Raw genomic sequence first — 25883 nt, forward strand, 5'->3', positions numbered from 1 at the left:
CCCAGCTGGGCGGAGGCTCAACTCACCGCGGAGGGAAGGATCGTAGTTGGCCGAAAGGAGGCGAGACGGGCTGCCGGTGCGTCAGAGAAGGGCCGACGAGAACGCGGCGAAGCTCTCGCCCGAGGGGAAGCGCACATCGTGGAGCACCGACGCGAGGACCGTGTCCGGCAGGTCGTCCAACGCGTCCATGGGCAGGTCGGTGATGTCCACCAGGTCCGAGACGTACTCGGAGCCGCTCGTCTCTCTCAGCACCTGCAGTGCCTTTCTACCCCGCACGCGCCGACTTCGGCGGGCGTGCCTGTTGTCCGGTGCCACGCCGGAGCACCGGGCGACGGGACAGAGCCTAATGCCCAAAAGCAGCTCCGTTACGCAGTCGGAAGCCCGGTGCCAGGAAATTCGTGCCCTTTGCCGACGGTGATCGGTTGTAGCGGTTCTGGCCGGAGAAGGACGCTCCCGGGCGGGGCCTGCAGGAAGGTGGGGTTCCGGGTGTCGATCTCTTGGGGTGGGCAGGGTTTTCGGCAGGTAGGTGTGTCGGGCCGGGAGGGGACCACATGTGGGTGGCGTTGGCGATACTCGGCGTGCTCGTTGTGTTCAACGGTGAGTTCCGGGTGCTGGCGGTCGCCGCCGGAGCGCTCCTGTTGTGGGTCGGGCACAAGCGCAGCAGCATGCTGCTGACGGCGGTCGGGGCGGGTTTCCTCGCGCTGATGCTGTACGCGGCGTACTGAGCCCGGCCCGCCCTGGGCCCTGTCGTCGTCGGTCAGCTCCCCGCCAGCCCCGTCTTCACGCCCGCGCCGCACAGCGGCACCACCGCCGTGCGCGACCCGAGCGCTCCCTCCCGTACCGCCGCCCAGCAGGCCACGCCCGTGGACTCGACGTACAGGCCGCGGGAGGCCAGGTCGCGTTGGGCGTGGCGGATCTGGTCCTCCGTCACGGTGAGGAAGGCGCCGCCCGAGTCGCGTACGGCGCGGAGGATCTGGCGGGCCCGGGGCGGGCGCGGGATGGCGATGCCCTCGGCGAAGGTGGGTGCCACGGGGGTGGTCCCGACGAGGTCGTCCGCGCCCTCGGTCCAGGCGTGGGCGAGCGGAGCCACGGCGGCGGACTGGACGGCGAAGAGGGCGGGCCGGCGGTCGATGAGGCCCGCCGCGTGCAGTTCGGCGACGGCCAGGGAGGCGCCCAGCAGCAGCGTACCGTTGCCCACCGGGACGACGATCACCTCGGGGAGGCGCCCGCCGAGGTCCTCCCACAGTTCGTGGACGTACGTCTTGGTGCCGTGCAGGAAGTACGGGTTGTAGACGTGCGAGGCGTAGAAGACGCCGTCCTCGTCCGCCGCCGCGCGGGCGACCCGGGCCGTGGCCTCGCGGTCGCCGTCGACGAGGTGGAGCTGCGCGCCGTGCGCTCCGATCTGCTCCAGCTTCTTGTCCGACGTGCCGACCGGGACGTACACCGTGCAGGGCAGCGCGGCCCGCGCGCAGTACGCGGCGACCGCCGTGCCGGCGTTGCCGCTGCTGTCGGCGATCACCTGCCGGGGCCCCAGCCGAAGGGCCAGCTCGGCGAGGAGCACCGCGCCCCGGTCCTTGAAGGACAGCGTCGGCATCAGGAAGTCGAGCTTGGCCCGGATGCCCTCCCGCAGTTCTACGAGCGGGGTCCGGCCCTCGCCCAGCGAGACCGTGGGTGACGCCAGGGGGAGGCATTCCGCGTAGCGCCAGAGCGAGTTCACCCGGCCGGAGAGGGACTTGAGCGATGCCGGTGTGGGCGCGAAGTCCAGGTCCAGGGGGCCTCGGCAGGCCGGGCAGCACCAGGCGAGGGAGGCGGCGGGGACGCGCGTTCCGTCCGTCGGGCAGAAGCGATCCGGCAGAGGGGTCATGCACGCAGGTTAGTTCGGGGAGCCGGGTCGGCAGGTGCGGCAGAGACGGCTGTGGTCGCGGCGGAGGGGAGGGTGGCCGCGAGCCCCGCGTACGCCGCGACCCCCGCGTACTCGGCGTCACCCAGCGCCGCCCCGGCGTGTTCAACGTGCCCGGCACCCGCTTACCATGCGCCCAGTCGTACGTCAGTTCCCCTCTGCTCGCCGCAAGGAGTACCCGCACCCGTGGCCACACCCCCGCCCTTCGGGCCCCAGCCGCCTCACGGAGGTGGCCCGTTCCCGCCGCCGGGGCAGCCGCAGCCGGGGGCCGGGCAGCCGTATCCGCATGGAGCGGCCGCCGAGCCCTGGGGTCGGGCCTGGGGGCAGCCGTATCCGGCGTGGGCGCCGACCTCGCCCGTCAACGGGCTCGCGATCGCCGCGCTCGTGCTCGGGGTGCTCTGCTTCCTGCCGGGGATCGGGCTGGTCCTGGGCGTCGTCGCGCTGCTGCAGATCAAGAAGAGGGGGGAACGCGGCAAGGGCATGGCGGTGGCCGGAATCGTGCTGTCGACGGTGGGGGCGCTGCTGATGACCCTCGCCTTCACCACGGGCGGCGCGCGCGACGCGTACGAGGGCTTCCGCTCAGCGGCGAGCGGCGCGGGTGGCACATTCTCCGTGGCGAAGGGCGAGTGCTTCGACTCGCGCAGCGGCTCCCTGGAGGGGTACGCGTACGACGTCGACATCGTGCCGTGCGACGGTGCGCACGACGCCGAGGTGTTCGCTTCCTTCGCGATGCCGGACGGCGGCGGTGACTTCCCTGGCGACGACGCCGTCACCGATGTCGCCGACGACCGGTGCCACCCGTACTCGGAGGCGTACGCGATGGACACCTGGGCGCTCCCGGCCGACGTCGACGTCTACTACTTCACGCCCACGCGGGATAGCTGGCGTTACGGCGACCGTGAGATCACCTGCATGTTCGGCAACGTCGACCCGAAGGCCCACCTGACGGGCTCGCTGCGGCAGGACCGGACGACCCTCGACGACGACCAGCTCGCCTTCCTGGAGGCCGACGCGATCCTGAACGGCGCCTTCGACGGGATGCCTGAGACGGAGTACGTCGAGGACGACCTGGCCGGGCACAAGGAGTGGGCGGCTCAGGTGGTCGACGCCTTGGAGCGGCAGACGGCCGCCTTGCGCGCGCACGACTGGGAACCCACCGCCGAGCGGGACGTCACCGACTACGCCGCGGCCCTGGACGAGGCGCGCGAGGAGTGGGAGGCGGCGCACGAGGCGGACGACGCCGACGACTTCACCGACCACTGGGACGCGGCGCACCGGCTGACCGACGGATCCAAGGCCATCACCGCGCGCGAGGCTCTGGGGCTGGCCACCGAACCGCCGACGTACGACGACGAGGGCACCGGCGGGGGCGACGGCGAGGACGGGCCCGGCGCGGAGGTGTGATCGCATCCATAGTGGGGAGAAAGTGCCTGCGTAAAGCCCTCCCCGGGTGCATGTCATCACATCGAGTGATTCTCTGGCCTTTGCTTGCATGGCTGAACCCACGGTTGCCAGGCTGTTGCTGTCTGTACATCCAGATGGGAGCGGCCAGTGACTTTCGGTGAGCAGCCGGCGTACTTGCGTGTCGCGGGTGATCTCCGCAGGAAGATCGTGAACGGATCGCTGCCGCCGCACACCCGCCTCCCCTCCCAGGCCCGTATCCGCGAGGAGTACGGCGTCTCGGACACGGTCGCGCTGGAGGCCCGCAAGGTCCTCATGGCCGAGGGACTGGTGGAAGGTCGCTCAGGGTCGGGCACATATGTGCGAGAGCGGCCGGTGCCGCGCCGGGTCGCCCGCTCCGGGTTCCGGCCCGCCGGGGGCGCCACCCCCTTCCGTCAGGAGCAGGCCGACGCCGGGGCGCGCGGCACCTGGGAGTCGCGCAGCGAGCAGGTCGAGGCAGGACCCACGGTCGCCGAGCGGCTCGCGATCCAGCCCGGCGACCGCGTGATGTGCACCAGGTACACCTTCCGGGACGCGGGCGAGACGATGATGCTCTCCACCTCCTGGGAGCCCCTCGCCCTCACCGGCCGCACCCCCGTGATGCTCCCGGAGGAGGGGCCCCTCGGCGGTATGGGCGTCGTCGAGCGCATGGCCGCCATCGACGTGGTCGTGGACAACGTCACCGAGGAGGTCGGTGCCCGCCCCGGCCTGGCCGACGAACTGCTCGCCCTCGGCGGTGTCCCCGGGCATGTCGTCCTGGTCGTCCACCGCACCTACTTCGCCTCCGGACGCCCGGTGGAGACGGCGGACGTGGTGGTGCCGGCGGACCGTTACCAGGTGGCGTACCACCTGCCGGTGAAGTGAGGCCGGAAGGCGGCCCGTTCGGGAATCCGGCGGAATCCATGTGTAACGGACGGTGCCGCGGGCATGGGTCAAGTGGCCCTTGCCGGAGGGAAGTTGAAACCGTCACAGCCTTGGGGGAACCGTCCGAACGTAGTTCGAATTCGGTCGTTCTTGGCGACGGGTCGTCATGGCGCCCGGTAGGTGCCCGTTTCGCGCGAAGGGCGCGGGGCCGCTGCTCGTCGGAGCGTTGGGGGGTGCGCGGGTGGTGATCGGCGGCGCGTTCGACGGGGCGCGCCCCCCTCGTCCTGGCTGGTTGCATACCTCTTTGTGAGAAGTCGGATTCGCTGTGTGAAGGTTAGGCGTACGCTCGGGCATATGCGGATTGCGGTTTCCTTAGGTGGCGGGGCGCGGCGACATCCGGGGGCGGGGCCTGGAGGGGCCGGGGCGGGAAGGAGCGGTGGGGGTCGATGAACGACGGCACGATCACTCTTCCCTGGCTCGTCATACGGCAGGACGACAACGGCAATCGCTACCGGGTGGGCAGGTACGCGACGCGCGCCGAAGCGCAGAAGATCGCGGACAGTCTCGACGACCGCGGTCACAAGCAGCTCTACTGGGTCGAACGCATCGGGCAGAACAGTCAGAGCGGGATCAATGGGAGCAAGTGACGCACCCTGCCCGGCGTCCGTGTTCGCTCCCGTAGGCTCCCGCGCATGACCGAACCGATCGTGGTGGTGGGCGCCGCTCTGCTGAGTGGCGGCCGACTGCTCGCCGCGCGCCGCAGCGCACCGCCTGAGCTGGCCGGACGGTGGGAGCTGCCCGGCGGCAAGGTGGAGCCCGACGAGTCTCCCGAGCAGGCGCTCGTGCGTGAGCTGCGCGAGGAGTTGGGTGTCGAGGCGAAGTCCGCGGAGCGGGTGCCCGGTGAGTGGGTGGTACGGCCGGGCTATGTGCTGCGGGTGTGGATCGCGCATCTGCTGTCGGGTGAGCCTCGGGCGCTGGAGGACCATGACGAGCTGCGCTGGCTGACCGCGGACGAGGTCTGGGACGTCGACTGGCTGGACCAGGATGTGCCGGCGGTGATGGAGGCGGCGCGGCTGGCTTGGGGGGACGGGGGAGTGTGACCCCGCCGCCCCTTCCGCCCCGGCTTCGGTGGCGTCGAAGACGCGGGGCTCTGCCTCGGACCTCGTTCGCGCAGTTCCCCGCGCCCCCATGGGGCGGGGGCGGCATCTGGGGGTTGTCGCCGCTACGCCGTTCGTGCCACAGTGCGCCCTCGTGCGCGGTACTTCGGGCTGCATATCGGGTATGTGCCCATTAACCCCATGAAACCGGACAGGGTCTGCTTCTGGACTGGGAAGTGATCGGCGTGATCGACAGCGGAGACGACTGCGCCGAGTGGACCTTCCCCGCGCAGCCGGGGGCGGTGCGGGACGCTCGTGCGGTGGTGCGGGCGCAGCTGCGCGAGTGGGGGCTGGACGTGCTCGCGGACATCACCGCTTTGTTGGTGAGCGAACTGGTGACCAACGCGCTGCGGCACGCGACGGGACCCATCGGAGTGCGGCTCGTACGCCTCACCGACCCCTCCGGGGCGCTCCTGGTCGAGGTCTCCGACCCGTTGCCCGATCCACCACGCGAACGCGCGGCCGATGTCGACGACGAGAGCGGCCGGGGGCTGCAGTTGGTGGCCTGTTCCTCGCGAGCCTGGGGTACCCGCCCGGGAGAGGCGGGCAAGACCGTCTGGTTCGAGCTGGCGGTTCCCGGCTGAGCGACCCCGTCGACGTACAGGGCGACGGCACGGGTGCACGGCGGGGGTTCACGGCGTACGGCCGGGGAGGGGCGGCTCCCGGGGGTGCGCGTGCGACCGACTGGTTCAAGCCAGTAGCGCTGGCTGGAGTCTTTGATTCGAGGGGGCAACGCCTGGTTAGAAGAGTTGGGAGTATGTCGCAGCCGGTCCAAAAACGATCGGGACCGTGCTGTGATCGTGAACACCGTGTTGCGCGGCGCCGTAGTGCTGGATACTGCGGGCAGCCGCCCCTGGTGACCGAAGCCGGACGCGGTGAGCTGGAGGGGACGGTTCGCGTGAGCGAGATACCAGCGAAGGCCACGAAGTCCACGGGGTCAGGGAACCCGTCGGACCGCGCGAGGCCCGAGGCCGCAGACGATTCGGGCCTGGGCGGAGCCACTCGCGACAGCGGCGCCGCACGCGACAGTACGGCCGCCGCGTCCGCCGGCGGGGCGGCCGGATCGACCGGCGGGGCGGCCGGATCGACCGGCGGGGCGGCCGGATCGACCGGCGGGGCGACCGAATCCGCCCAGGGGGTGGTCGGATCCGCCGCCGGGAGGGTCGGATCCACCGACGCTCCGGGCTTCATGGGTGGTCACGCGGTCGGTGACCCGATGTGGCAGACCAGCCCGCCCGGGTCCATGTACGACTACATCAAGGTCGCCTCGTTCTCGATCGGTCCCGACGGACTCGTCGACCAGTGGAGCCTGCGAGCCGAGCAGTTGTTCGGTATCTCGGCGGAACGGGCCGTGGGCATGGATCCCATCGAGGCGTTCGTCGACCCCGATCGGCGTGCGGAGGGCCAGCGGAAGATGGCCGAGGCCCTCGACGGGCGGGAGTGGACCGGGGTGGTCCCCTTCCGGATGCCGGGCCCCGGCGGGGAGGAGGGGCTCGCCGAGGTCTATGTGATGCCCACCACCGCGGAAGGCGGTGAACGGGCCGCCGTGTGCATCGTCGTGGACGTCCGGACCCTGCGCCGGATAGAGACCGACCTTGCCGCTTCGCAGGCCATATTCGGCCAATCTCCGTTCGGGTTCCTTCTGATAGACACCGATCTCCGGGTCAGGCGCGCCAACCGGCGTTTCGCCTCCATCTACGGTGGCGAGGTCGACGACCACCGGGGCCGAGGCGTCCACGACTATCTGCAGTCCCCGGAGGCCGAGCGGGTCGAGGCGACCCTGCGGCGGGTCATGGAGACCGGCGACTCGATCACGGACATGCACATCACGGGCTTCGTGCCCGGCTCCGAGGAGCGCCGCCACTGGTCCATCAACCTCTTCCGCGTGCACAGCGGCACCGGCCGCCCCATCGGCATCGCCTGGCTCGCCACCGACATCACGGCCCGCCGCTCCGCCGCCCGTGAAGCGGCCGCCGCCCGGCGGAATCTCGCCCTCCTCAACGAGGCCGGGACGCGCATCGGCAACTCCCTCGATCTGGAGACCACCGCCCGCGAACTCCTCGACGTCGTCGTCCCCGGCTTCTGCGACCTGGCCACCGTCGACCTCTACCAGGGCCTGCTGGTGGGCGACGAGACTCCGCCCGGACTCGCCGACGGCAGTGCCGAGTTGCGCCGGGTCGCCTTCTCCAGCGCCGTCTCCGACGCGCCCTTCGTCGGCGGACCCGCCCCTGTCAGGGTCGGTGCCGTCCACCACTATCCGTTCAACTCGCCCTGCGCGGACGCCCTGCGCACCGCCCGCCCCCAACAGGTGCCCGAGGAGGGCAACCTGATCCAGTCGACGCTCGCCGTGCCGATGGTCGCGCACGACACCGTCGTCGGACTCGTGCAGTTCTCGCGGACCAAGGGCAGCGAGCCGTTCGGGGATCGCGACCGGGGCCTCGCCGTCGAACTGGCCGCGCGCGCCGCCGTCTGCATCGACAACGCGCGCCTCTACCGCCGCGAACACGAACGCGCCCTCATCCTGCAGCGCTCCCTGCTGCCGCCCGGCGACCCCGAGGCCTCCGGGCTCGACATCGCCTGCCGCTATCTGCCGGGCAACGCGGCCACCGAGGTCGGCGGCGACTGGTTCGACGTCATCGAACTCCCCGGTCACCGCACGGCACTCGTCGTCGGCGACGTGATGGGTCGCGGACTGCGGGCAGCGGTGGCCATGGGTGAACTTCGTACGGCCGTACGCACGTTGGCCCTGCTGGACCTGGAACCCGCCGAGGTCCTCTCGGCGCTCGACGAGATCGCCCGGGGCCTCGGCACCCCCGGCGGCGTCCAGTCGGCCTCCCGCACCGCCGCCAGCCGGCCCCACGACAAGGACCTCTCCGAGGTCTACCTCGCGACGTGCGTCTACGCCGTCTACGACTCGGTGACCCGTCGCTGCACCTTCGCCAACGCCGGCCATCTGCCGCCGGTGCTGGTCGAGCCGGGCGAGAGCGCGCTGATGCTCGACGTGCCGCCCGGCATGCCGCTCGGTGTCGGCGGCGAACCGTTCGAGGAGGTGGAGGTCGAACTGCCCGAAGGGGCACTGTTGGCGCTCTACACGGATGGACTGGTCGAATCCCGTGACCACCCCCTCGACGAGGGGCTCCAGGCGTTCGTCGGCGCGCTCACCGACCCCGGTCAGCCGCCGACCACGCTCCGCGCGGACACGCCCCGGTCCCTGGAGGACGTGTGCGACCACGTCCTCAACACCCTCGACACCCACCACGGCGAGGACGACATCGCGCTGCTGATGGCCCGTGTGCAGGGGCTGCCGGAGGACTCCGTCGGCGACTGGACCCTGCCGCGTGAGCCGCGCAGCGTGGGGCGCGCCCGTGAGTACGCGCGCGGCCGGCTGCTCGCGTGGGATCTGGAACCGCTCGTCGACACGGCGGAACTGCTGGTCAGCGAGCTGGTCACCAATGCGCTGCGGTACGGCGAGGGCGAGATACGGCTGCGGCTGCTGCTGGACCGGACGCTGGTGTGCGAGGTGTGGGACGCCGGGCTCGTGCAGCCGCGCCGGCGTCGTGCCCGGGACACGGACGAGGGCGGACGCGGGCTGCAGCTGGTCGGGCTGCTCTCCGCCGCGTGGGGCTCGCGCCGGACGCCTCGCGGCAAGACGGTGTGGTTCGAGCTGCCGTTGCCGGGCGGGGAACACGGGCTGACGGATCCGGCGGAGGCGTTGCTGAGCCTGTTCTAGGGCCGGTCGCGCGGTCCCCCGCGCCCCTGCCGGGGGCCCGGTGTGACCCGGCTGTTCAGAACCGGCCGCTCCTCGCCCTGCGGGCACGGGTGGCCGTTCCGCCGTAGCAGGCGGGGCCCCGTAGGTCCGCTCGGCCGGTGCCGTCGGGGGGCTCGCCGAGGATGATGCCGCCCAGGAGGGCTCCGGCGAGGCCGTCACCGACCGGGCCGCCGTACGGGTTGCCGTAGGCCCGTACGTCCTGCTCGGCCAGGTCGCGGGCCTCCCGGGCGAGGGTGTCCGCGCGCCGGGCGTGGTCGGAGTTCTCGGCGTCGCCGTCGTCCAGTCCCAGGTGCCGTTCCGCCTCCGACAGCCGGGTCCTGGCCCGTACGCCCACCGCCGTCCGGTGGGTGGTGATGAAGTCGGCCGCGGCCGCGACGGCGCTGCGGGACGGCAGCCGCCAGCGGCTCTGGCGGCGCAGGACGTCGAGGGGATCGTCGTACGGGCCCGTGTAGGGGGCGCCCTGCTTCGCAAGCTCGGTCGCGCGGGCCAGCTCCGCGGCGAGCCGCTCCACCCCCGTCACGAAGAGGTCCGCCTGGTCGATCGCGCCCTCGGCGGCCCGTAGGTGGACGGCCGCGGTGTCCAGGTCGCCGGGGTAGGCCGACTGACGGGCCCGGTTCAGTTCGGTGGTGGCGAAGACCAGGCGGTCCTTGGCCTGCTCGACGTGGCCGGTGACGGGGAGGGAGGCGGCGGGGGCGTACGTGTCGCGGAGGGCGGTGAGAGTGGTGGACGCGGTCGCGGTACGGCCGGTCAGCTCACGGAAGCGGGCCTCCGCGTGCTCCAGGGCGGGGGTGATGTCCCGCTCCAGAGAACGGAGTTGATCGAAGGCGGGGGTCGCCGTGTCGAGTCGCCGCTGTGCCGTGGTGCACCGGGTGAGGATCTCCTCCAGCAGCGCGCGTTCCTCTTCGGGCGTCAGCGAGCCGCCCTCCTCGTCCAGCCGCTGGCCCGCCCCGAACGCGGCCACCAGCTCACCCCGCGCGTCCGCCAACGCCTCCACGAACGGCCGCACCGCGTCCCGCGCCGCGGGCGTCTCCGCGAAGGGCTGAGCCGGATCGAGCGTGAACGGCTTCGGCGTGTGGGGTCGGCTGGGGCCGACTGCCGGTGGGTTCTCCTCGTGGGACCCGCCGGAGCTGACTGTCGGTGGGTTCTCCTTGTGGGACCCGCCGGGGTGGGACCCGCTGGGGCCGACCGCCAGTGGTTTCTCTTGGTGGGACCCGCCGGGGGTGACTGTCGAGGGTTTCGCCTCGTCCGCCTGCTCCGATTCCGGCTGCGCCGATTCCGGGCTCTCGTGGTCCGGCACGTCGGCAGCCGGCTTCTGGAGGGCCGGCTGGTCCGCGTTCGCACTCTCCGCAGCTGGGGCGTCCGTGCCGGGCCATGCCGCGTCCTGTCCGTCCGCGTCCGGTTCCCTCGTGTCCTGCTCGTCGGCGGCCGGCCCTTTCGTGTCCTGTTCCGGTGGTTCCTCCCCGAGTGGGGCGGTGAGGGCTCGGCCCGGGCGGGCTGCCGCGAAGCCGAGTTCCTCCGTGCTGGTGCGGACGCTGTCGTCGGTCTCGACCAGCAGGCGTCGGGCGCGGCTGTGCACATCGGACAGGGGGGTGGTGGGAGGTTCGTAGACGCCGGTCGGGGTCGTGCGCAGCCGGGCGCGGCGCCTGCGCCGTACGAGGGAGTACGCGGCGACGGCGACGGCCGTGCCCGCGGCCGCCACCGGCAGGACCAGATCCGAGCCGGAGCTGTCGTCGGCCGGAGCCGCGCTCCCGTCGCCGTCGGTGGCCGGGGCCATGACGAGCCGACCGGGCGCGGCAGCCGCGGGCCACTCACCGACGGGGGGACCCATGACCCGGGCCACGGACCCGTCGGGGACGTGCGGTCCCGTGGGGCGCCCCTCCGCGGCCGTCCGCGTCGCCGTGGGCAGCAGGAGCCACGCCAGGGCCACGAGCCCCCCGAACGCGGTGTGGGCCACGCGCACGGCTATGTGGGACGTTGCCCCGCGCGCTCGGCTCCTTCTCGGACGCGATGTCACATTCGGGAGCGTATGACCGGTGCCGGGCACCCGCGAGCGGGGTGGGCCGGAGTGGGGGAGCCGCCCGGATGCGGCGGGCGGGGTGTCGCCCACCCGTCCGGGGCCTCAGCCCGTCGAGGAGCGCCTCCTGATCTTCGAGCCCAGCCACACCAGCGGGTCGTACTTGCGGTCAGCCGCACGCTCCTTCAGCGGGATCAGCGCGTTGTCGGTGATCTTGATGCCCTCCGGGCAGACCTCCGTGCAGCATTTGGTGATGTTGCAGTAGCCGAGGCCGTGCTCGTCCTGGGCGGTCGTCTTGCGGTCGAGACCGGTGTCGGCCGCCGCGTCCAGGGGGTGCATGTCGAGCTCGGCGACCCGCATCAGGAAGCGGGGACCGGCGAACGCCGGCTTGTTCTCCTCGTGGTCGCGGACGACATGGCAGGTGTCCTGGCACAGGAAGCACTCGATGCACTTGCGGAACTCCTGCGAGCGGTCCACGTCCTCCTGCATCATCCGGTACTCGCCCGGGCCGAGGTCCTCGGGCGGTACGAAGGCCGGGACCTCGCGCGCCTTCTGGTAGTTGAAGCCGACGTCGGTGACGAGGTCGCGGACCACGGGGAAGGCGCGCAGGGGGGTGATGGTGATCGTCTCCTCCCGGGTGAACACCGACATGCGGGTCATGCACATCAGCCGGGGCCGCCCGTTGATCTCCGCCGAGCACGAACCGCACTTGCCCGCCTTGCAGTTCCAGCGGACCGCCAGATCGGGGGCCTGCGTGGCCTGGAGGCGGTGGACGATGTCCAGCACCACCTCGCCGTCGTTGACCTCGACCGCGAAGTCCTCCAGGCCGCCGCCCCGCACATCGCCCCGCCACACCTTGAAGCGGGCCTCGTAGCTGCTCACTCGTACAGCTCCTCTTCGGCGAGGTACTTGACCAGCTCCTCCTTGTCGAACAGGGCGAGCAGGTCGGGACGGATGGGTTCGGTGGTCTCTCGGGTGAGGGCGATCGCGCCGACGGCGGCATCGCCTGTGGGATCGGCCGCCGGATCGGCGAGCCGGCACAGCAGGTTGATCCGGCGCCAGTCGCGGTCCATCGTCGGATGGTCCTCGCGGGTGTGGCCGCCCCGGGACTCCGTGCGCTCCAGCGCGGCCCTCGCCACGCACTCGCTGACCAGCAGCATGTTGCGCAGGTCCAGGGCGAGATGCCAGCCCGGGTTGAACTGCCGGTGCCCCTCGACCCCCGCCCGGCGCGCCCGTACCCGCAGGTCGGCGAGCCGCTCCAGCGCCTGTTCCATCTCGCCCTCGCGGCGGATGATGCCGACCAGGTCGTTCATGGCCTGCTGGAGTTCCTGGTGGAGGGTGTACGGGTTCTCCTGCGGCAGGTCCCCCGCCGCCTCGGGCTGCCCGGGCGCGGGGCCCTCGGCGGAGAACGGGCGCAGCGCCTCGGCGGCGGCCGTGTCGACCTCGATGTCGTCCACCGAAGGGCGCGCACCGGCCAGGCCCGCCGCGTACTCGGCCGCGTGCAGCCCGGCCCGGCGGCCGAAGACCAGCAGGTCGGAGAGGGAGTTGCCGCCCAGCCGGTTGGAGCCGTGCATCCCCCCGGCCACCTCACCGGCCGCGAACAGGCCCGGCACCCCGCGCGCCGCCGCCGTGTCCGACTCGACCGCGATCCCGCCCATCACGTAGTGACAGGTGGGCCCGACCTCCATGGCCTCCGCCGTGATGTCGACGTCCGCCAGCTCCTTGAACTGGTGGTACATGGAGGGGAGTCGGCGGCGGATGGTCTCCGCCGGCATCCGGGTCGACACGTCCAGGAAGACCCCGCCGTGCGGCGAGCCCCGGCCCGCCTTCACCTCGGCGTTGATGGCCCGCGCCACCTCGTCGCGCGGCAGCAGCTCGGGCGGGCGCCGGTTGTGGTCCGGGTCCTCGTACCAGCGGTCGCCCTCCTCCTCGGACTCCGCGTACTTCTCCTTGAAGACGTCCGGGATGTAGTCGAACATGAACCGCTTGTTCTCGGAGTTCCTGAGCACCCCGCCGTCGCCGCGCACCGACTCCGTGACGAGGATGCCCTTCACCGACGGCGGCCAGACCATGCCCGTCGGATGGAACTGCACGAACTCCATGTTCAGCAGCGGCGCGCCCGCGAGCAGCGCCAGCGCGTGACCGTCACCCGTGTACTCCCACGAGTTCGACGTCACCTTGAAGGACTTGCCGATTCCCCCGGTGGCGATGACGACGGCGGGCGCTTCGAGCACGAAGAACCGCCCCGACTCGCGCTCGTACGCGAACGCCCCGGACACCCGGTCGCCGTCCTTCAGCACCCGGGTGACCGTGCACTCCTGGAAGACCTTCAGCCGGGACTCGTAGTCACCGGTCTCCCTGTGGTCCTCCTGCTGCAGGGCGACGATCTTCTGCTGGAGGGTGCGGATCAGCTCCAGGCCCGTACGGTCGCCGACGTGGGCGAGGCGCGGGTACTCGTGGCCGCCGAAGTTGCGCTGCGAGATCCGGCCGTCCCTCGTACGGTCGAAGAGGGCGCCCCAGGTCTCCAGCTCCCAGACCCGGTCGGGGGCCTCCTTGGCGTGCAGCTCGGCCATCCGCCACTGGTTGAGGAACTTGCCGCCGCGCATGGTGTCGCGGAAGTGGACCTGCCAGTTGTCACCGGAGTTGACGTTGCCCATGGCGGCCGCGATACCGCCCTCGGCCATCACCGTGTGGGCCTTGCCGAACAGGGACTTGCAGATCACGGCCGTACGGGCGCCCCGCTCGCGGGCCTCGATCGCGGCGCGCAGTCCGGCGCCGCCGGCGCCGATCACGACGACGTCCCACTCCTGTCGCTCGACCACGGACATCAGAACAACCTCGGATCGTCGAAGGCGCCGGACGCGACCAGGTACACGTAGAAGTCGGCGAGCGCCACGCTCACCAACGAGGCCCAGGCGAGCAGCATGTGACGGGCGTTCAGGCGGCCGACCCACTGCCACATCCGATAGCGCACGGGATGCTTGGAGAAGTGCTTGAGCTTGCCGCCGACGATGTGCCGGCACGAGTGGCAGGAGAGGGTGTACGCCCAGATCAGCACGATGTTGACGAGGAACACGAGGGTGCCGAGGCCCATGTGGCCCCACTCGTAGTGCTCGTCACGGAAGGCCAGGACCGTGTCGTAGGTGAGGATGCCGGCGACCAGCAGGGCGGCGTAGAAGAAGTACCGGTGCAGGTTCTGCAGGACCAGCGGGAAGCGGGTCTCGCCCGAGTACTTCTTGTGCGGCTCGGCCACGGCGCAGGCGGGCGGGGACGCCCAGAAGCCCCGGTAGTAGGCCTTGCGGTAGTAGTAGCAGGTCAGGCGGAAGCCGAGCGGGAAGATCAGGATGATGATCGCCGGTGAGATGCCCCACCAGCCGCCGAAGATCTCCCAGTTGGGGCCGCCGTGCATGGGCTCGCAGCGTTCCGCCAGACAGGGCGAGTAGAACGGCGAGACGTACGGGGCCGCGTAGTAGTGCTCGTCCGCGAAGGCCCGCCAGGTCGAGTACACGATGAAGGCGAGCAGTCCGGCGGCCGTGGCGGCGGGGGCCAGCCACCAGCGGTCGGTGCGCAGATGCGGGGCGGAGATCGCGGCGCGCGTACGGGTCCGCACGCCGCCGCGCTGGGGAAGGGGTTCTGTTGCCGGTGGTTCCGTACCAGTGGCCAACGGGGGACTCCCGGTCGGGTGGTTGTCGGGGTGGGCGGACGACGGCGGTCAGGGGCGCGGCGGCCGCGGGAGCCGAGGCCCTCGTCGTCCGAGTCCGTCCACAGGAGCTGTCGTACGGGGTGTCGGGGATGGGGACGAGGTCGGGGCGGCGCGGCTTGGCCAGGGAGGCCGCGGCCTCGCTGAGCAGCGCGATGCTCTCTCGCAGGTGGTCGGCGTCGGTGCGGACGCGGCGTATCTCCAGGCCGCTGCCGCCGAGTTGCTGTTCCAGGCGGCGTACGGACCGGGTCAGTTCGTCCAGGCAGCGCCGGACCGACGTCAAGTCGTCGTGCACGGACATGACTTGCCCTCGCTTTCAGGGGGTGTGGGCCCCAAGGCGGCAACGTTCATGCGCCTGCGAGTGTCGCGCGTCACACCTGCCGGTGGGAAGCGGTTTGCGGTTTCTTTTGCGCGGGTGGGGGTGGGCCGGGTGGGTGCGTGGTCGGGTGCGGCTCCGGTGGGGCTTCTCGCGCAGTTCCCCGCGCCCCTTGAAAGACCAGGCCCTGCGGGCCTGAAAGACCACGGCTCTGTGGCCTGAAGGGCGACGGGGCCGTGGGCCTGAAGGGTGACGGGGTCGCGGGCCTGAAGGGTGACGGGGTCGCGGGATGAAAGCACGGGGCGCAGCCCCGGCTTTCAGGGGCGCGGGGAACTGCGCGAGCAACCCCACCGGACCCGCACCCGTCAACGCACCCGCCCGCCCCCACCCCGGAGGGGCCGCACGCCCAAACGGGTGGGTTCCGGCAAACCCCTCGTCGTGTCGGCCACCCCCCGACCGCGTCGTCCTCTTCAGTGGGCCGCATCCGTCTGATCAGCTCCATATACCGCCGAACGTGATCAGAGCCACCCCCGTCCCCGTTCTCCCACCGCGGAGCGAGGAGGTCGCCATGACGCCGATTCCCCACGACCGCGTTCGACCGCGCGCCCCGCGCCGCTCGCTGGTGTTCCTCGCCGCCGGCGTGCTCACGATGCCCGTGCTGAGCGGATGCGGTGAGGAGGACCCGGCGGGCAGGCCCGTCGCCGAGCAGGACATCGCGCCCGCCGCACGGAACCTGGTCGCCGACGGCGGCACCCTCCGCTGGGCCGTGGACGCCGTACCGGAGACGTTGAACACGTTCCAGGCGGACGCCGACCCGGCCACCGCGCGGATCGCCGGCGCCGTACTGCCCTCGATGTACCGCCTGGACGCCAGCGGGCGCCCCGAGCTCAACTCCGACTACGTGGAGTCCGCCAAGGTCGTCGAACGCGAGCCCCGGCAGGTCGTCCTCTACAAACTGAACCAGCAGGCCGTGTGGAGCGACGGCCGGGAGATCGGCGCCGCCGACTTCGCCGCCCAGTGGCGTGCCCTGTCCGGCAAGGACTCCGCGTACTGGACGGCCCGGAACGCCGGCTACGAACGCATCGAGAAGATCGAACGGGGCGAGAACGACCTGGAGGTCCGGGTCACCTTCGCCCGTCCGTACGCCGACTGGAAGTCGCTGTTCTCGCCGCTGTACCCGAAACAGGTGATGGGCACCCCGGACTCCTTCAACGACGGCGCCCGCAAGAAGCTCAAGGTCACCGCCGGTCCGTTCGCCGTGAAGGACATCGACCGCAAGGGCGGCGAGGTCACCCTCACCCGTAACCCCCGCTGGTGGGGCCGCACCGCCAAGCTGTCGACCCTGGTGCTGCGCGCCGTGCCGCGCGACGAGCGGGTCGAGGCGCTCGCCGGTGACAAGGTCGACATCGCCGAGATCGACTCGGTCCAGGCCGGGCGGATCACACTCGCCCACCGTGACAAGAAGGACACGGGAGCGGCCGGACCGCTCGCGCAGCGCGAATCCGCGCAGGCGCTGCGCTCCTGGGCCATCGCGCACGGCTCGGACGAGAAGGCCGCCGAGAACGAGATCGGCGCCCGGAAGAAGCGGCGCGAGGCCCTCGCCGAGTACACCGCCCAGCAGTCCGCCCTGCGCGGCATCACCGTGCGCCGCTCCCTGGAGCCTGCCTACACCCAGCTCGCCCTGAACGGTTCCGACGGCCCTCTCGCCGACGAGCGGGTCCGCCGCGCTGTGGCCCGCGCGATCGACCGGGAGAAGCTCGCCGAGCTCGTCCTGAAGCCGCTCGGGCTGCCCGCCGTCCCCGTCGGCAGCCACCTCGCCCTCGCCGGCCAGGCCGCCTACGCGGACAGCAGCGGCGCTCTCGGCGGCCAGGACACCGACGAGGCGCGCGCCCTCCTCGCCGACGCCGGCTGGGAACAGGGCGGCCCCCTCGCGCCTGGCAAGAAGGCGGCCGGCGCGGAGGGCGAGCAGGAGCACGGCTCCAAGGACGCCAAGGACTCCGAGGCCAAGGACGCCAAGGACGCCAAGGACAAGGAGCGCAAGGACTCCGAGGACTCCAAGGACTCCGAGGACTCGAAGGGTTCCCGGGAGTCCCGGGACTCCCGGGAACCCGCGGACGAGAGCACCTACATCGTCGGCCAGGACGACAAGCCCTCCGACGCCGACCACGACGCCGACCACGACGCCGACCACGACGCCGACCACGACGCCGACGTCGACGAGAAGGAGGGCGAGCGGGGCGCGAACCTCGCTCAGGACGGCAAGCAGTTCAAGCCGGGCGGGGTGCCCGGCGCGTACGCCCCGCGCGGGACGCGGGCGCCCGCCGATGCCGCCAAAGGGCCCCTCGCCAAGAACGGCAAGCTGCTGACCCTGCGGTTCGTGCTGCCGTCGGGCCCGGGCACCGAGGCGCTGCGGGCCGTCGGCGAGCGGATCGCGGCGATGCTGGACCGCGTCGGGATCCGTACGGAGATCTCCAAGGTCGCGGACGAGAGCTACTTCAAGGACCACATCGCGAACGGGCAGTACGACCTCGCGCTGTACTCCTGGCCGACCTCCGCCTACCCCGCCACCGACGCCCGGCCGATCTACGCCAAGCCGGTGCCCGCCGCCGACGGCTCGCTGAACGTCGAGCAGAACTACACGCGCGTCGGCACCGACCGGGTCGACCAGCTCTTCGACCAGGCCGTGGCCAGCCTCGACGAGAGCAGGACGCGCTCCCTGATCCGCAAGGCGGACGCCCGGATCTGGGCCGCCGCCGGGTCCATCCCGCTCTACCAGCGGCCCCAGCTGGTCGCCGTCCGCACCGGCCTCGCGAACGCGGGTGCCTTCGGCTTCCAGACCCCGTACTACGAGGACATGGGCTTCCTGAAGAAGGGCGCCAAGGGGCCGGCGCGGCCCACGGGCGAGCAGTCCGCCGAGCAGCGGTCCGCCGAGCAGCGGCCGGTCGACGGATAGCGGACCGTCCCTGACGGACCCCGGCCGCCGCCCCGTATCGCACGGGGCGGCGGCCGACGTACGCGGGCCGGGCGGCCCGGAACCCGTCTGAGCTGGGGCTGAGCCGGTCCGAGCTGGGCCGGAGCGGCCCGGGGAGCCTCGGTGCCCGCGGCCCCGTACCATGGGGTGAGGCCGTGGCGTGTCCAGCCCGGCAGGGTCCGCGCGACACAGATGTCAGCGCAGGCCGTCCTCACACTCCGGGAGAAGCGCCTCACTATGGCTGTGACCGCAACGCGTCACGACATCCGCAACGTCGCCATCGTCGCCCACGTCGACCACGGCAAGACCACTCTGGTCGACGCCATGCTCAAGCAGGCCGGTGCCTTCGCCGCGCACGCCGCCGAGTCGCTCGACGACCGCATGATGGACTCGAACGACCTGGAGCGTGAGAAGGGCATCACGATCCTCGCCAAGAACACGGCGGTCAAGTACCACCCGAAGGATGGCGGCGACGTCATCACCATCAACATCATCGACACCCCCGGCCACGCCGACTTCGGCGGTGAGGTCGAGCGCGGTCTGTCGATGGTCGACGCGGTGGTCCTGCTCGTCGACGCCTCCGAGGGTCCGCTGCCGCAGACCCGCTTCGTGCTCCGCAAGGCGCTCCAGCAGCGCCTGCCCGTCATCCTGTGCATCAACAAGACGGACCGCGCGGACTCGCGCATCGACGAGGTCGTCAACGAGACCTACGACCTCTTCCTCGACCTCGACGCCGACGAGGACCAGATCGAGTTCCCCATCGTCTACGCGTGTGCGCGTGACGGTGTCGCCTCGCTGACCAAGCCGGAGGACGGCACCGTCCCGGCCGACAGCAACAGCCTGGAGCCGTTCTTCTCCACGATCCTGTCGCACGTCCCGGCCCCGTCGTACGACGAGGAGGGCCCGCTCCAGGCGCACGTCACCAACCTGGACGCCGACAACTTCCTCGGCCGTATCGCGCTGCTCCGCGTCGAGCAGGGCGAGCTGCGCAAGGGCCAGACGGTCACGTGGATCAAGCGTGACGGCACGATGTCCAACGTGCGCATCACCGAGCTGCTGATGACCGAGGCGCTCACCCGCAAGCCCGCCGAGGTGGCCGGCCCGGGTGACATCTGCGCCGTCGCCGGTATCTCGGACATCATGATCGGCGAGACCCTGGCCGACCCCGAGAACCCGATCGCGCTGCCGCTGATCACGGTCGACGAGCCGGCGATCTCGATGACCATCGGCACGAACACCTCGCCGCTGGTCGGCCGCGGCGGCACGGGCAAGGGCGCGGACAACAAGGCCGCGGTCAAGGACCGCAAGGTGACCGCCCGTCAGGTCAAGGACCGCCTGGACCGCGAGCTGGTCGGTAACGTCTCCCTCCGCGTGCTCGACACCGAGCGCCCGGATGCCTGGGAGGTCCAGGGCCGTGGTGAGCTGGCGCTGGCCATCCTGGTGGAGCAGATGCGCCGTGAGGGCTTCGAGCTGACCATCGGCAAGCCCCAGGTCGTCACCAAGGAGGTCGACGGCAAGATCTACGAGCCCGTCGAGCGCATGACGATCGACGTGCCCGAGGAGCACATGGGCGCGGTCACGCAGCTCATGGGTGTCCGCAAGGGCCGGATGGACAACATGTCGAACCACGGCTCCGGCTGGGTGCGCATGGAGTTCGTCGTGCCGTCCCGCGGCCTCATCGGCTTCCGGACCGAGTTCCTGACGCAGACCCGCGGCACGGGCATCGGGCACTCCATCCACGAGGGCCACGAGCCCTGGTTCGGCGCGCTCCAGACCCGTAACAACGGCTCGCTCGTCGCCGACCGCGCCGGTGCCGTCACGGCGTTCGCGATGACGAACCTCCAGGAGCGCGGTGTGCTCTTCACGGAGCCCGGCACCGAGGTGTACGAGGGCATGATCGTCGGTGAGAACTCGCGCTCCGACGACATGGACGTGAACATCACCAAGGAGAAGAAGCTCACGAACATGCGGTCCTCCTCGGCCGACTCGTTCGAGGCCATCGTGCCGCCGCGCAAGCTCTCCCTGGAGCAGTCCCTGGAGTTCTGCCGCGACGACGAGTGTGTCGAGGTGACCCCGGAGGCCGTGCGCATCCGCAAGGTCAACCTGGACGCTCGTGAGCGCGCGCGTGCCGCGAGCCGCGCCAAGCACGGCTGACGTTCGGCCGACACGGCTGACGCTGCGTCAATCGCCGTGAGCGAAGCCCCGGTTCTCCGCGTACGGGAGGACCGGGCTTCCGGCCTGCCTGCATACGGGGGAGATGCGGTGGGGATGCAGGGGATTCGGGGAGCGTGTGAAGAGGCCACGGGGGAGGCTGGACTTCCGTGCACGATCTTTCGGTTCACTGTCTGTGTGCTGTGAAGCGCTGTTCGGATATCGGTGTTCCAGCGATCAAGTTTCGGACATGTAAACAAAAATCGTTCCGCGTATGCCCGATTCGCCGGGTTCTCATCTCGCCTGTCAAGCGCGACCAGGTGTCAATCTTTGCAATTTTTGCTCAAAATATGGACGGTAGGGAGATCCCTATGCCTTCCGCCCTTGACGCGCGTTGACCCGTTTGGCGAAAGTTCCCCCAAACCACAGAACCTGCCGGTATCTGTGCTGCGCTCAACTCTCCAACCCCCCGGGGGAAGAACAGACATGACCAGTCCAACCAAGGCCGAGGGCTCCGGGTCCGCGGTCGCCTTGGACCCCGAGCTCGAGACGACCGCCGAGGTCGCCAAGGGTGAGAAGAAGCTTGAGGGTCGTTCCCCCGGGCAGTTGATGTGGCAACGGTTCAAGCGGGACCGTACTGGAGTCGTCTCCGCGTGCGTAGTGATTTTCTTCTTCGTCATCGCAGCGCTCGCGCCGGTCATCTCGAGCCTGTACGGCAAGGACCCGTACACGCTGTACGCGCAGGAGCCCGACTACCCGTTCCTGCTGGACGACTTCGCGATGCCCACCGGTTCCTTCGGTGGCATGTCGGGTGACTTCTGGTTCGGCGTCGAGCCGAAGCTGGGCCGCGACGTGTTCACGATGCTGCTGTACGGCATGCGGACGTCGCTGTACATGGCGGTCATCGTCACGCTGTTCAGCGTGACCACCGGTGTCCTCATCGGCATGATCGGCGGCTTCTTCGGCGGTCGTGTCGACTACTGGGTGGGTCGGATCACCGACTTCTTCCTCGGTTTCCCGCAGCAGCTGTTCTTCATCGCCTTCATGCCGGTCGTCACCGCGCTGTTCGTCGACCCACGTGACGAGACGCCGACCTATCTGCGTGCCGTGGCCATCGTCCTGGTGATGTGGTTCCTCGGCTGGATGGGCCTCGCCCGCCTGGTGCGCAGCTCGGTGCTCTCCCTGCGCGAGCGTGAGTTCGTGGAGGCGGCCAAGGTGTCCGGGGCCTCGCCCTGGCGCATCGTCCGCAAGGAGATCCTGCCGAACATCGTCACCCCGATCCTGGTGCAGGGCACGTACATCCTGCCCAGCACGATCCTCTCCATCGCCTTCCTCTCGTTCGTCGGTGTCGGCTTCCCCGAGCCGACCCCCGACTGGGGCCGCATGTTCGCCCTCGGCGCCAAGGTCTACGAGCAGGACCCGATGTTCATGTTCTTCCCGGGCGTGGCGATGGTGATCTTCGTGCTCTGCTTCAACCTTCTCGGCGACTCCGTCCGGGACGCATTCGACCCCAAGACCGGACGCTAATCGTCCATTGGTGGGTGGGGGGACTGCCGCCCCCGACCCGGGTTCGCCCGGGCCGACAGGCAGTACTCGTGGACAACTATCGACAGGTAGGTGCATAGGCATCATGAAGCCCATCAGAAACCGCACCACGCGCGCCGTGGCCGTCGCCCTCGTGGCCGGTTCGCTCGCGCTGGCCGGCTGCGCGGACAACGGCAAGAGCAACACGAAGGACACCTCCAAGAGCAAGGAGGACGCCGCCGAGCAGTCGAAGCCTGTCGCTTACGGTGACGCCGCTGCGTCCACCGGCCCGGCCGAGGAGGTCAAGGGCGCCAAGTCCGGCGGTGTCATCAACGTCTACCAGCAGTCGGACATCACCCACCTGGACCCGGGCCAGATCTACGTCTCCGACGCCGGCCAGCTCGCGAACCTGATCCACCGCGGTCTGACGAACTACCAGGAGGACGACAAGGGCAACCTGACGGTCGTCGGTGACATCGCCACCGACTCCGGCAAGTCCTCCGACGGCGGCAAGACCTGGACGTACACGCTCAAGGACGGCATCAAGGACGAGGACGGCAACGTCATCACCTCGGCCGACGTCCGCCACACCATCGAGCGCCAGTACTCCAAGGTCATCTTCGACGGCCCGTCGTACATCCAGAGCTGGCTGTCGGGCTCCGACTACCGCAAGGCGCTGCCGGACGGTCCGTACAAGGGCAAGCACCTGCCGGACTCCGTCCTGGAGACCCCGGACGACAAGACGGTGATCTTCCACTTCGACCAGCCGCGCCCGGACCTGCCGCAGGCCCTGGCCATGGCCGGCTACGCCATCGTGCCCGAGAAGCAGGACACGAAGGAGAAGTACGACAAGGCGCCGGCCTCCCTCGGCCCCTACAAGATCTCCGAGCTCAAGGCCGGCAAGTCGCTGAAGCTCGTCAAGAACGACCAGTGGGACCCGAAGACGGACTCGGTGCGCCACCAGTACGTCGACGGCTACAACTTCACCAACACCATCGACCAGGCCAGCCAGACCAAGCGTCTGATCGCCGACCAGGGCGAGGCCAAGAACGCCATCCAGTTCACGGACTCCGTGGACCCGGCGCAGATGTCGACGGTGATCAGTAACCCCGAGACGAAGAAGCGCACCATCCAGGGCTACCAGCCCTACGTGTGGCAGCTGAACTTCAACCTCGACAGCGCCAAGGTGAAGGACAAGAAGGTCCGCGACGCGATCACGTACGCGCTCCCGTCCCAGGCCATGGTCCAGGCCGACGGTGGCCGCTACGGCGGTGAGGTCGCCGGTGGTCTGCTGGCGCCGACACTGCCGGGCTACGACGCGTCGTACGACCCGTTCGGCAAGACCAAGAAGCCCAACGGTGACCTGGAGAAGGCCAAGGAGCTGCTGAAGGAGGCGGGTGTCGAGGAGGGCACCAAGCTCACCTACGCCTACTCCAACACCCCGCGTGGCCAGGCCCAGCAGGTGATCATCAAGGACGCGCTGGGCAAGCTCGGCTTCGACGTCCAGGCCAAGGAGGTCGACCGGGCCAGCTTCTACGAGCAGGTCGGCAAGCTGGACAACCCGTACGACATCTACATGACCGGCTGGGGCCAGGACTGGTCCTCCCCGTCCACGGTCATCACGCCGGTCTACGACGGCACCCTCATCGCCGACGGTGCCTCGAACTACTCGCACATCAACGACGACAAGGTCAACGCCCTCATCAAGAAGGCGCTGACCGAGGAGCCCGAGGCTGCCGCCAAGACGTGGGAAGAGGCTCACCACCGCATCGTGGAGGAGATCAACCCGGCCGCCCCGGTCTACTACTCGAAGCAGATCCAGCTCTTCGGATCGAACATCGGTGGTGCCAAGTACAGCACGGAGTCGAGCTACATCGACATCAACGACCTGTTCCTGAAGCAGCCGTAATCCGTCAGCCCGGCTGATCCGCGGGGGTGTGCGCCAGGCGGAGCGCACCCCCGCGGTCGGTACCACCCCCTCCGACCGCCGCGTTTTCGAAGAGAGCATCCACCCGCCATGCTTCAGTTCCTCATCCGCAGGCTGATCGGCGCCGTCGTCATCATGTTCCTGATCGGCGCCTTCACGTTCTTCCTGTTCTATACGATCCCCCAAGACTTCGCGCAGCTGTCCTGCGGCAAGAACTGCTCCCCCGAGAACATCGCGGTCATCAGAGAGAACCTTGGTCTCGACAAGCCCATCACCACGCAGTTCTGGGAGTTCATGTCCGGCATAGTCGTCGGCCGGGACTTCGCGGTGGGGCACTGCTCAGCACCTTGCCTGGGCATGTCCTTCCACAGCGGTGACTTCGTCTGGGACTCCATCGTCGACAGCTTCCCGCTCACCCTGTCGCTGACCCTCGGCGGTCTGCTCATCTTCCTGGTGTTCGGCCTCGGTACCGGTCTGCTCGCCGCCTGGAAGCGCGGCACCGCCGTCGACAAGGCCGTCAGCGGCGCCTCGATGGTGCTCAGCTCCTTCCAGATCTACTTCCTCGGCCCGATCGTCCTCGGCATCTTCGTCTACAGCACGGGCTGGATGGAGAGTCCCAAGTACGTGCCGCTCAGCGATGATCCGGGGGGCTGGTTCATGGGACTGCTGATCCCCTGGGCCGTCATGGCCACCATCTTCACCGCCCAGTACACGCGTATGGCCCGCTCGACCATGATCGAGCAGCTCTCGGAGGAACACGTCCGCACGGCCCGGGCCAAGGGCATGAAGCAGCGGTACGTATTCTTCCGTTATGCCTGGCGTGGTTCACTCATCCCGATCGTCACCATCATCGGCATGGACCTGAGCGCGCTGCTGTCCGGCGCGGTCGTCACGGAATTCACCTTCGACCTGGCCGGCCTCGGGCGTCTCGCGGTCAACTCCTCGCTCGACAAGGACATCCCGCTGACGATGGGCGTGATGCTGTTCGGCGCCTTCTTCATCCTGTTGCTGAACATCATCGTGGACATCGCCTACGCCTACATCGACCCGCGCGTGCGCCTCAGCTAGGAGAAATACCGTGACCACTCTGACCAAGACCGAAGGTGAGAAGGCCCCGACCGGGCCGGAGGCCTTCCTCTCGGTCCGCGACCTGCGGGTGCGGTTCTCCACCGAGGACGGCATAGTCAAGGCCGTCGACGGGCTCTCCTTCGACGTCGAGCGCGGCAAGACGCTGGGCATCGTGGGTGAGTCGGGCTCCGGCAAGTCCGTGACCAACCTGACCGTCCTCGGCCTGCACAACCCCAGGAGCACCACCGTCGAGGGCGAGATCATCCTCGACGGCAAGGAACTCGTCACCGCCAAGGAGAAGGAGCTGGAGCAGCTCCGCGGCAACAAGGTGGCGATGATCTTCCAGGACCCGCTGACGGCGCTCTCGCCGTACTACACGGTGGGCCGGCAGATCGCCGAGCCGTTCATGAAGCACACCGGCGCCTCCAAGAAGGAGGCCCGGCAGCGGGCGATCGAGATGCTGGCCAAGGTCGGCATCCCGCACCCGCAGACCCGCGTGGACGACTACCCGCACCAGTTCTCCGGCGGTATGCGCCAGCGCGCCATGATCGCCATGGCCCTGGTCTGCGACCCCGACCTGCTGATCGCGGACGAGCCGACCACCGCCCTCGACGTGACCGTCCAGGCGCAGATCCTCGACCTGCTCAAGGATCTGCAGCAGGAGTTCGGTTCCGCGATCATCTTCATCACGCACGACCTCGGCGTCATCTCCGACATGGCCGACGACCTGCTGGTGATGTACTCGGGCCGGGCTGTGGAGCGCGGCAGTGTCCGCGAGGTGCTGCGCAACCCCACGCACCCCTACACCTGGGGTCTGCTCAGCTCGATGCCCCGCCTCGGCGGCGACACCGCGCAGGCGCTCACCCCGATCCCGGGGTCCCCGCCCAGCCTGCTCAACCCGCCCACCGGCTGCCCGTTCCACCCGCGCTGCGCGTTCACCGGTGAGGTCACCGGCAACCGCTGCAGCACGGAGCGGCCGCCGCTCGGCGAGGGGCGTGCCTCTGCCTGCCACCTGACGGCGGACCAGAAGCAGTCCATCTTCATCGACAAGATCCAGCCCCGGCTGCGCTAGGGAGAACCGA

General features: G+C 70.1%; 19 protein-coding genes and 1 pseudogene. 13 read left to right on the top strand and 7 right to left on the bottom strand.

All coding sequences use genetic code 11. The features are described 5' to 3' along the window. Positions 1-81: 81 nt before the first annotated feature. Positions 82-252, bottom strand: a complete 171-nt coding sequence (fxsA, locus tag E4N62_RS31780) for an FxSxx-COOH cyclophane-containing RiPP peptide (RefSeq protein ID WP_184899050.1) — start codon at positions 250-252, stop codon at positions 82-84. Between the two features lie 305 nt (positions 253-557). Here fxsA and E4N62_RS31785 point away from each other — a divergent pair, with 305 nt between their 5' ends. Continuing rightward, complete coding sequence (locus tag E4N62_RS31785) at positions 558-725, top strand: hypothetical protein (RefSeq protein WP_230220345.1); 168 nt, start codon at positions 558-560, stop codon at positions 723-725. A 32-nt stretch (positions 726-757) separates the two neighbouring features. Here E4N62_RS31785 and E4N62_RS31790 read toward each other — a convergent pair whose 3' ends face one another. Beyond that, a complete protein-coding gene (locus tag E4N62_RS31790) occupies positions 758-1864 on the bottom strand; it encodes a threonine synthase (RefSeq protein WP_230219901.1) in 1107 nt (368 codons plus the stop codon). A 222-nt stretch (positions 1865-2086) separates the two neighbouring features. On the opposite strand from E4N62_RS31790, the gene E4N62_RS31795 reads away from it, so the two are divergent. From E4N62_RS31795 to E4N62_RS31820, 6 genes are all read left to right on the top strand, one after another. Beyond that, entirely contained in the window at positions 2087-3304 is a 1218-nt protein-coding gene (locus tag E4N62_RS31795) for a DUF4190 domain-containing protein (protein WP_230220317.1), read from the top strand. A 147-nt stretch (positions 3305-3451) separates the two neighbouring features. Beyond that, positions 3452-4204 (top strand): GntR family transcriptional regulator, encoded by a 753-nt coding sequence (locus E4N62_RS31800; protein ID WP_230219904.1) that lies wholly within the window; start codon positions 3452-3454, stop codon positions 4202-4204. Between the two features lie 446 nt (positions 4205-4650). Then, positions 4651-4851, top strand: a complete 201-nt coding sequence (locus E4N62_RS31805; RefSeq protein WP_230219906.1) for an SPOR domain-containing protein — start codon at positions 4651-4653, stop codon at positions 4849-4851. A gap of 45 nt (positions 4852-4896) precedes the next feature. Further along, positions 4897-5304 (top strand): (deoxy)nucleoside triphosphate pyrophosphohydrolase, encoded by a 408-nt coding sequence (locus E4N62_RS31810; protein ID WP_215448818.1) that lies wholly within the window; start codon positions 4897-4899, stop codon positions 5302-5304. A 233-nt stretch (positions 5305-5537) separates the two neighbouring features. Continuing rightward, positions 5538-5945: an ATP-binding protein gene (locus E4N62_RS31815; protein WP_230219907.1), complete on the top strand. Its 408-nt coding sequence runs from the start codon at positions 5538-5540 to the stop codon at positions 5943-5945. 314 nt (positions 5946-6259) lie between these two features. Beyond that, positions 6260-9091: a SpoIIE family protein phosphatase gene (locus tag E4N62_RS31820; protein ID WP_374117095.1), complete on the top strand. Its 2832-nt coding sequence runs from the start codon at positions 6260-6262 to the stop codon at positions 9089-9091. Positions 9092-9146: 55 nt separating this feature from the next. On the opposite strand, the gene E4N62_RS31825 is transcribed toward E4N62_RS31820, so the two are convergent. The 5 genes and pseudogenes from E4N62_RS31825 to E4N62_RS31845 all read right to left on the bottom strand — a co-directional run. Next, positions 9147-11084 carry a hypothetical protein gene (locus E4N62_RS31825; RefSeq protein WP_230219909.1) on the bottom strand — a complete coding sequence of 646 codons (1938 nt, stop codon included), beginning with the start codon at positions 11082-11084 and terminating at the stop codon, positions 9147-9149. Between the two features lie 165 nt (positions 11085-11249). Then, positions 11250-12026 (bottom strand): succinate dehydrogenase/fumarate reductase iron-sulfur subunit, encoded by a 777-nt coding sequence (locus E4N62_RS31830; RefSeq protein WP_184899066.1) that lies wholly within the window; start codon positions 12024-12026, stop codon positions 11250-11252. Then, positions 12023-13972, bottom strand: a complete 1950-nt coding sequence (locus E4N62_RS31835) for a fumarate reductase/succinate dehydrogenase flavoprotein subunit (RefSeq protein ID WP_230219910.1) — start codon at positions 13970-13972, stop codon at positions 12023-12025. Before E4N62_RS31835 ends, E4N62_RS31830 begins: the two co-directional genes overlap by 4 nt. After that, complete coding sequence (locus E4N62_RS31840) at positions 13972-14808, bottom strand: hypothetical protein (RefSeq protein ID WP_230219911.1); 837 nt, start codon at positions 14806-14808, stop codon at positions 13972-13974. Before E4N62_RS31840 ends, E4N62_RS31835 begins: the two co-directional genes overlap by 1 nt. A gap of 50 nt (positions 14809-14858) precedes the next feature. Continuing rightward, a pseudogene (locus E4N62_RS31845) lies at positions 14859-15145 on the bottom strand (hypothetical protein); the annotation flags it as partial. Between the two features lie 583 nt (positions 15146-15728). On the opposite strand from E4N62_RS31845, the gene E4N62_RS31850 reads away from it, so the two are divergent. The 6 genes from E4N62_RS31850 to E4N62_RS31875 all read left to right on the top strand — a co-directional run bounded on the left by E4N62_RS31850 (position 15729) and on the right by E4N62_RS31875 (position 25873). Then, positions 15729-18113: an ABC transporter family substrate-binding protein gene (locus E4N62_RS31850; protein WP_230219912.1), complete on the top strand. Its 2385-nt coding sequence runs from the start codon at positions 15729-15731 to the stop codon at positions 18111-18113. A gap of 255 nt (positions 18114-18368) precedes the next feature. Next, positions 18369-20285 carry a translational GTPase TypA gene (gene typA, locus E4N62_RS31855; RefSeq protein ID WP_230219914.1) on the top strand — a complete coding sequence of 639 codons (1917 nt, stop codon included), beginning with the start codon at positions 18369-18371 and terminating at the stop codon, positions 20283-20285. Between the two features lie 483 nt (positions 20286-20768). After that, positions 20769-21809, top strand: a complete 1041-nt coding sequence (locus E4N62_RS31860; protein ID WP_230219916.1) for an ABC transporter permease — start codon at positions 20769-20771, stop codon at positions 21807-21809. 103 nt (positions 21810-21912) lie between these two features. Beyond that, entirely contained in the window at positions 21913-23715 is a 1803-nt protein-coding gene (locus E4N62_RS31865; protein WP_230219918.1) for an ABC transporter substrate-binding protein, read from the top strand. A 108-nt stretch (positions 23716-23823) separates the two neighbouring features. Then, complete coding sequence (locus E4N62_RS31870) at positions 23824-24801, top strand: ABC transporter permease (protein ID WP_230219920.1); 978 nt, start codon at positions 23824-23826, stop codon at positions 24799-24801. A gap of 10 nt (positions 24802-24811) precedes the next feature. Then, complete coding sequence (locus E4N62_RS31875; RefSeq protein ID WP_230219921.1) at positions 24812-25873, top strand: ABC transporter ATP-binding protein; 1062 nt, start codon at positions 24812-24814, stop codon at positions 25871-25873. Positions 25874-25883 lie beyond the last annotated feature (10 nt).

This window comes from Streptomyces sp. MNU76, from assembly GCF_020982545.1.
Taxonomy (GTDB): Bacteria; Actinomycetota; Actinomycetes; order Streptomycetales; family Streptomycetaceae; genus Streptomyces.

What these genes read in the sequence shown, in the direction of transcription:
- E4N62_RS31790 (WP_230219901.1), bottom strand. Translation starts at nt 1,864, where the DNA reads ATGACCCCTCTGCCGGATCGCTTCTGCCCGACGGACGGAACGCGCGTC.
- E4N62_RS31805 (WP_230219906.1), top strand. Translation starts at nt 4,651, where the DNA reads ATGAACGACGGCACGATCACTCTTCCCTGGCTCGTCATACGGCAGGAC.
- E4N62_RS31810 (WP_215448818.1), top strand. Translation starts at nt 4,897, where the DNA reads ATGACCGAACCGATCGTGGTGGTGGGCGCCGCTCTGCTGAGTGGCGGC.
- E4N62_RS31835 (WP_230219910.1), bottom strand. Translation starts at nt 13,972, where the DNA reads ATGTCCGTGGTCGAGCGACAGGAGTGGGACGTCGTCGTGATCGGCGCC.
- E4N62_RS31850 (WP_230219912.1), top strand. Translation starts at nt 15,729, where the DNA reads ATGACGCCGATTCCCCACGACCGCGTTCGACCGCGCGCCCCGCGCCGC.
- typA (WP_230219914.1), top strand. Translation starts at nt 18,369, where the DNA reads ATGGCTGTGACCGCAACGCGTCACGACATCCGCAACGTCGCCATCGTC.
- E4N62_RS31860 (WP_230219916.1), top strand. Translation starts at nt 20,769, where the DNA reads ATGACCAGTCCAACCAAGGCCGAGGGCTCCGGGTCCGCGGTCGCCTTG.
- E4N62_RS31865 (WP_230219918.1), top strand. Translation starts at nt 21,913, where the DNA reads ATGAAGCCCATCAGAAACCGCACCACGCGCGCCGTGGCCGTCGCCCTC.
- E4N62_RS31870 (WP_230219920.1), top strand. Translation starts at nt 23,824, where the DNA reads ATGCTTCAGTTCCTCATCCGCAGGCTGATCGGCGCCGTCGTCATCATG.